A 6,689-nucleotide genomic window follows, 5' to 3' on the forward strand; every position below is an offset into this window, starting at 1 on the left:
CCGCGATACATGTCCGGAAAGCGTTGGGCGAGCATCATTGCACCCATTGCGCCCATGGAATTGCCGGCAATCGCGTTGATTCCGTTGGTCTTGAGTCGCGCGTCGATCAGCGGTGGCAACTCCTCGGTGATGAAGGTTTCCCACTTGTGCAGTCCCAGCCGCGGATCCGGGTTCTCCCAGTCCGAGTACAGGCTCGCGATCCCACCGTTGAGCATCACGACGTTGACGTTCTTGTCGGCGAAGAACGCCGGGGCGCCGCCGATCGTCATCCATCCGCTGCTCTTCTCTCCGGCGTCGACGCCCTCGAGCATGTACAGCGCTGGGCGCGGAACCGAATTGTCCGCGGGTAGCAAGATCTCGACGCCGACCTCGCGTCGAAGTGCAGGCGACGCCACCGTCAGCCTGACTGCCTGCGGTGCGGTCACCTTCTCGCCGACGATGGCCGGGACGACGATGTCGTCGCGCAGCTCCGGCTTGGGGCCCGGATCCTCCTGAAGCGGTCCTGGGATCGTCGACCCCGAACTCACGCTGCCCTCGACGCTGCCCAGACTTCCCGAGCTTCCCGAGCTCCCGGAACTCGGCGCTGCCGTCGACAGTCCGCCCAACTGCAAAGAAAGTGCACAAACGGCCAAACACACCGCACCTGTGCGCGCAGATCGGATCCACGCACGCCGCTCAGTCCTCATGAAACTCCCAAACCAGTCAAAGATGTTTCCGTGAACATACCGTGCAGTTCGGACTTTCTTGGACAAACGACCACGACAAGATCTGTCGGTCGCCGCTACTAGGCTGGCCCCGTGCAACCGGATTCAGTCAGGGCCCTCGACCTCGACCGAATTCGTGCTGTCGTGGGCACAACCACCTACGAACGCGGACTTACCTACCTGCGGCAGAATGCAGTCGAATCCATCGCATGGAACGACACCGCTGACACCTTGACCGGCGCTGTATCGGGAACTGCGCGAGAGCCGTACACCTGCACGATTTCGGTAAGTCGCAGCGCGGCCGGTACAGCAACGTTCACGCGTGGCCTCTGCACGTGTCCCGTGCGGATGAACTGCAAGCACGTAGTCGCGTTGGTGCTCGCAGCGGTGGCCGAGGCGAACAAGACTCCACAACACCTCGGATGGGACAGCGCGCTCGAGGAGTTGCTCCGACCAGACCCGGCCGGCCGCACTACACGTGGACTTGGCATTCAATTCACCACCCGAACCAAGGGCGCATCGACAAGGCTCATCATCAAACCCGTACAACCAGGAGCGAGAGGGTGGATCTCCGGCGGGCTCGCCTGGAACAAACTCGGAAGCACTTTTCAGTTCCCCGCAGATCACCTCCGGGTTCTACGCGACATACATCTCCTCCACAGCGCCGGCAATTACTACAGAAATCAAAATGCCGCGGAAATCGATCTTGCCGGGTTCGCGAGCCCGCAACTCTGGTCTCTTCTTCGTGAGGCGATCACCGTGGGCGTTTCACTCGTTCACTCGAAGGCCGGCCTCGGCAACATCTCCCTACTCGACGATGCCAGCATCTGCCTCGACGTCCACGGTGCAGAAGACAACAACCTCCGCCTGACGCCCCGAATTCAGGCCGGTGGGCACATCGTCACCCATACCGACTGGGGACTGGTCGGCACGCCGGCACATGGCGTCTTCGCGCTCGACGCCGCCAACGCGATCACTCTCGCACCACTGCACACGCCGATAACCCACCAACTGAGGCAGTTGATCGACTCCGGAAAATCGGTCGACATACCCGCCGAGCATCGGGATGCATTCACTTCGCGGTTCGTGTTCAAACTCGGAAACCTCGCTCCCGTCATATCTTCCGACGGCGCCTACAACCCACCGACTGTGTCCGGTCCTCGGCTACAACTGGTCGCCACGTACGCGGACAACCACCGCATCGACATCGAATCGGCATGGAAGTACACAGTCGATGCCGACGAACTGATCATTTCTACCGCAGACACAACCACCGACGAGTCCGAGATCCGCAACCACGTTGCCGAAGACGCCATTGCCAAGAGCCTCGGTGCGGCCGCGGCGAAGGCCACTCTCGCGGGAACGTTGGCCGGCCTCGATTCCATGCAGTTCACACTCGACCTCCTCCCCCAACTCGACGCGAACGACGACGTCGACCTCACCGTCGTGGGCACTCCCGCCGACTATCGGCCCGCAGACGACGCTGTCGTGATCGGCCTCAGCACGTCAGCCCCCGACGGGAGCAGCGGATCCGACTGGTTCGACCTCGACGTCACCGTCGACGTTGCGGGACAAGGCGTTCCGTTCACCACGCTGTTCTCCGCCCTGAGCAAGGGTGAGACTCACATACTGCTGCCGGACGGCGCCTTCTTCCGACTCGACGCACCTGACCTTCTCGGTCTACACCGACTCATCACCGAAGCGCGGTCGCTGCTCGATCGACCAACCGGCAAACTCGCGATCAGCAAGTTTCAAGCCGGGCTGTGGGAAGAATTGACGGCACTGGGAAGAGTCGAACATCAGGCAGCAGCTTGGAAGAAGCAGATCGCAGGATTGCTCGGCGGTTCCGGGATCGATCCCGTCGACGTCCCCGCCACGTTGACGGCAACACTGCGCCCCTATCAGGTCGACGGATTCCGCTGGCTCAACTTCCTCCGGCAGCACAGCCTGGGCGGCATACTCGCCGACGACATGGGCCTGGGCAAGACCCTGCAAACTCTCGCAATGATCTGCACTGCACGGCAATCGAATCCAGCGGCGCCGCCCTTTCTGATCGTTGCTCCCACCAGCGTGGTCTCCAATTGGAAATCCGAGGTGGCCAAGTTTGCACCAACCCTCCACACCGCTGTCATCACGGATACTCTGCGGCGCAGAAGAACCGACCTGGCAACACTCGTCGACGGGGCGGACATCGTCGTGACGTCGTACGCTCTCTTTCGCCTCGACACCGATGCGTATTCGGCGGGCGTCTGGTCCGGACTGGTACTCGACGAAGCCCAATTCGCCAAGAACCACAAGTCCAAGGTCCACAAGTGTGCGACGGCAGTGAACGCACCGTTCAAACTCGCGATCACCGGCACTCCCATGGAAAACAATCTCATGGAGTTGTGGTCGCTCCTCGCGATCACTGCACCAGGACTGTTCCCCAGTCCCACCACCTTCACCGACGTCTACCGCAACCCGGTCGAAAAGGGAGGCGACACAGAGCGATTGGCGCAACTTCGGCGGCGCGTCAAACCGCTGATGGTTCGGCGCACCAAGGAACAGGTGGCTGCAGACTTGCCGCCGAAGCAGGAACAGATACTCGAGATCGAGTTGCATCCGAGCCATCGCGCGATCTACGACACCCATCTGCAACGCGAACGGCAGAAGATTCTCGGACTGCTCGACGACGTCGACAAGAACCGATTCACGATCCTGCAATCGCTGACGGTGCTACGCCAACTCAGTCTCGACGTCTCGCTGGTCGACGAGGAAAGCGGACCTGTCCCCTCAGCCAAGGTCGACGCTCTCGTCGAGCAATTGGACGACGTCATTGCGGGCGGACACCGTGCGTTGATCTTCAGCCAATTCACCGGGTTCCTCGGTTCTGTCCGCAAACGACTCGAAGCGGAAAAAATTCCGTACAGCTATCTCGACGGTTCGACGCGCAATCGCGGTGAAGTGTTGGAGGAGTTCAAGTCTGGCGTAGCCCCCGTATTCCTGATCAGCCTCAAGGCTGGTGGCTTCGGCCTCAACCTCACCGAGGCCGACTACTGCTTCATTCTCGACCCTTGGTGGAACCCGGCCGCCGAGGCACAAGCGGTCGATCGCACTCACCGCATCGGGCAGACACGAAACGTCATGGTCTACCGTCTCATTGCCAAAGACACGATCGAAGAGAAGGTCATGGCGCTCAAAGCCAAGAAGTCGGCATTGTTCTCGAATGTCATGGACGCCGAAGGGACACTCGGCACCGGACTCGACGCCGAGGATCTTCGCGCGCTGTTCGAGTGAGGTAGCTATTCGGTCGAACCGCACCTACCCGCTCACGGTAATGTGAGTCGAGAACGGACAACACAGAACTCCCGAACGAAGAAATCCACTTCGTTCGAACGAGAGGAACCTGAATGGGCGTCACACTTGCCAAGGGCGGCAACGTATCTCTGTCGAAAGCCGCACCCAACCTCACCAAGGTCGCAGTCGGTCTCGGCTGGGATGCACGCAGCACCAGTGGTGCCGACTTCGACCTCGACGCCAGCGCGTTGGTCACCGGCCCGGAACGCAAGGTTCTTTCCGACCTGCACTTCGTCTTCTACAACAACCTTCGCTCGCCCGACGGATCCATCGAGCACACCGGCGACAACCTCACCGGTGAAGGTGACGGCGACGACGAAGTCATCAACGTCGACCTCCCGGCTGTACCGCCCAACGTCACCAACATCTTCTTCCCCGTCTCGATTCACGACGCCGATGCCCGACTCCAGTCCTTCGGGCAGGTCACCAACGCCTACATCCGCGTCGTAGATCTGTCGAATGGATCCGAGCTGGCACGATACGACCTCTCGGAAGACGCTTCCACCGAGACCGCCATGCTTTTCGGTGAGCTCTACCGCCACAACGGCGAGTGGAAGTTCCGCGCAGTCGGACAGGGCTACGCATCCGGACTCGCCGGCATCGCCCGCGACTACGGCGTCAACATCTGATCTCTAACCAGGACACGAAACGGGGTTCGATTCGGCATTGCCGGATCGAACCCCGTTTCGGTTGTCTGCATCGAACGCGCGAGTTAACGCTGCAGGATCGCCCTCGCGAGGTGAACAGCCCAGGGAGAGTCCTCTTTGGTGCCGAACTTCCCCAGCTCGTACCCCGTAGCGCCGATCAAGCCGAGCACCTCTACGGTGCTCCCGGACGTATCACGTTTGGAAGTCTGAGCGCCGGACATGAGGACACTCGACGACCGAATCGACTCCAGTGCTCCCGCGACGAAGCGATGACGATCTGCCGGCGACAAACCAGCGGCTACGGCGAGGAGGACAAGAAGTTCCACTGCTCTCTGCGAGCCGCCCGGCGCGACCGGAACGCTGTCGACGATCACCGACCACATGATTGATGCGTCCCGCTGCGCTGACTGTCCCCGCTTCGTCAGCACAATCTGCCCTTTGCGCTTTCGCACCAGGCCAAACCTCTTGAGTACTGCGAAGAGTGATCGCCCCTTGGGAAGGTTGACAGGTCCTAGTTCGGGTTCGTCGAGCATCGCGTCGACCGTCGTGAAGAAGTCATCAGCGTCGACCCCTTCGACACCGATCAGCGTCAAGACCGCTTGAAGGCGTTGGCCCGCCTCGACGTGGACCAACTCTCCGATTGCCGACTCATCGTCAATGCCGGCTCGGGCGAGGACCGCGCGCAGTTCCGGGACTCGCGACGGTTCCAGGCATTCGACGAGCATTGCGGTGTCGTACGGCGCAACGATCTCGTCCGGTCGAGGTATATGAAGCCGATTGTTGACCTCAGCGATCTCGAATCGTGTCGGCTCGAATTCGGTTTGCGGCCATTCGAGGGTCCATTCGTGGGAGCGCAACTTCTCCGAAGCGAGGACACCGAGGAGCTGCTCGTACTCGTCAGGCCCGACGCATTCCTCCGGCGGACACGCACCGCGACCCGCGGCACACACAATTTGGAATCCGTCGGGCAGTACTTCCGAAGATTCAAGTGTCAGCGTGTGACTCCAGTTTCCGAAGCGTCCATAGCGATATCTAAGTTCATCGCCGGGCGAGGCCATGACCTCGTCCAGACGTACCGCAGACTCTACGATCGTCACTCGTCCGGCGAGGCGCTGCTCGGCGTTGCTTCCGGAAGCTACATACTCTTCGACCTCGCCGGGAAATCGGGTTCCTGACTTGGACCACGCGTGCGAATGACGGTCACTCCACCCCATTGCCCGTTGAACGACCGAATGCAGGTCATCCAGATTCAGATCCGACGCGACGAGGATTCGTCGCCAGATCTGAGTGGAAACATTGTCGACGCTGATACGTATCGCGTATTGCGCCGGTACCGCGCGCCTCTTCGAACGTAACGATCGCGCAATCTGAATGCCCCCACGCACTCCGCCAGCTTCTTGTACAAACCTTTGCAGTTCTTCAGGTTCCGTCGGAACGAGTCGCAAATGCGACACCCGCGAGCTGCTCAACCCCACCATGACACTCAGCCTAGGCCAAAGTACTAGGGACAAAGGCACAAAATCGGAGAGTACTTCGCACCTATGAGAGGGTTCACAATCTGTACCTTGGCTAACCAGTCGCTACGTGCGTCGGCGCTGGCATCTTCCTCACCCAATTCCTGCCCTGATCGTGCCCTGATCGTGCGAACGGTACGTTCGGTCGATCTGAGGCGACGAAAGTGTCGTTCGCTCGATCCCGGACGCGGTGGTCAGTCGGCGGCGTGCCCGCCCCTTGATCGTGCGAACGGGGCGTTCGGTCGATCTGAGGCGACGGACGTGCCGTTCGCTCTGAGAGTGCGGGGTGGTTTTTTGGGGGGGGGGTGTTTTGGGTACGAGAAAGCCCCCCAACCATCACTGGTTGGGGGGCTTCTCTTAATTTGTGTTCGGCGGTGTCCTACTCTCCCACACCCTGTCGAGTGCAGTACCATCGGCGCTGAAGGGCTTAGCTTCCGGGTTCGGAATGGGACCGGGCGTTTCCCCTTCGCTATGACCGCCGTAACTCA

Annotated in this window: 4 protein-coding genes and 1 rRNA gene; 2 read left to right on the forward strand and 3 right to left on the reverse strand. The window is 60.7% G+C overall.

All coding sequences use genetic code 11. The features are described from left to right. Positions 1-686: alpha/beta hydrolase (locus ABX74_RS03315; protein WP_047888232.1), on the reverse strand; the 686-nt coding region annotated here is incomplete at its 3' end. A gap of 111 nt (positions 687-797) precedes the next feature. Between ABX74_RS03315 and ABX74_RS03320 the strand changes: the two genes are divergently transcribed. After that, a complete protein-coding gene (locus ABX74_RS03320; RefSeq protein ID WP_047888233.1) occupies positions 798-3,980 on the forward strand; it encodes a DEAD/DEAH box helicase in 3,183 nt (1,060 codons plus the stop codon). Positions 3,981-4,093: 113 nt separating this feature from the next. Continuing rightward, the gene (locus tag ABX74_RS03325) at positions 4,094-4,669 is read left to right on the forward strand and encodes a TerD family protein (RefSeq protein WP_003940660.1); all 576 of its coding nucleotides are present in this window, start codon (positions 4,094-4,096) and stop codon (positions 4,667-4,669) included. An 83-nt stretch (positions 4,670-4,752) separates the two neighbouring features. Here ABX74_RS03325 and ABX74_RS03330 read toward each other — a convergent pair whose 3' ends face one another. Beyond that, positions 4,753-6,072: a plasmid pRiA4b ORF-3 family protein gene (locus ABX74_RS03330; protein ID WP_223257816.1), complete on the reverse strand. Its 1,320-nt coding sequence runs from the start codon at positions 6,070-6,072 to the stop codon at positions 4,753-4,755. Positions 6,073-6,567: 495 nt separating this feature from the next. Further along, positions 6,568-6,684, reverse strand: a 5S ribosomal RNA gene (gene rrf, locus ABX74_RS03335). Between the last annotated feature and the right edge of the window lie 5 nt (positions 6,685-6,689).

It is taken from the genome of Rhodococcus sp. ARP2 (genome assembly GCF_001029585.1).
Classification (GTDB): domain Bacteria; phylum Actinomycetota; class Actinomycetes; order Mycobacteriales; family Mycobacteriaceae; genus Rhodococcus_F; species Rhodococcus_F erythropolis.

Excerpts from the sequence above, each read along its gene's own strand:
- ABX74_RS03325 (WP_003940660.1), top strand. The coding sequence starts at position 4,094 with ATGGGCGTCACACTTGCCAAGGGCGGCAACGTATCTCTGTCGAAAGCC.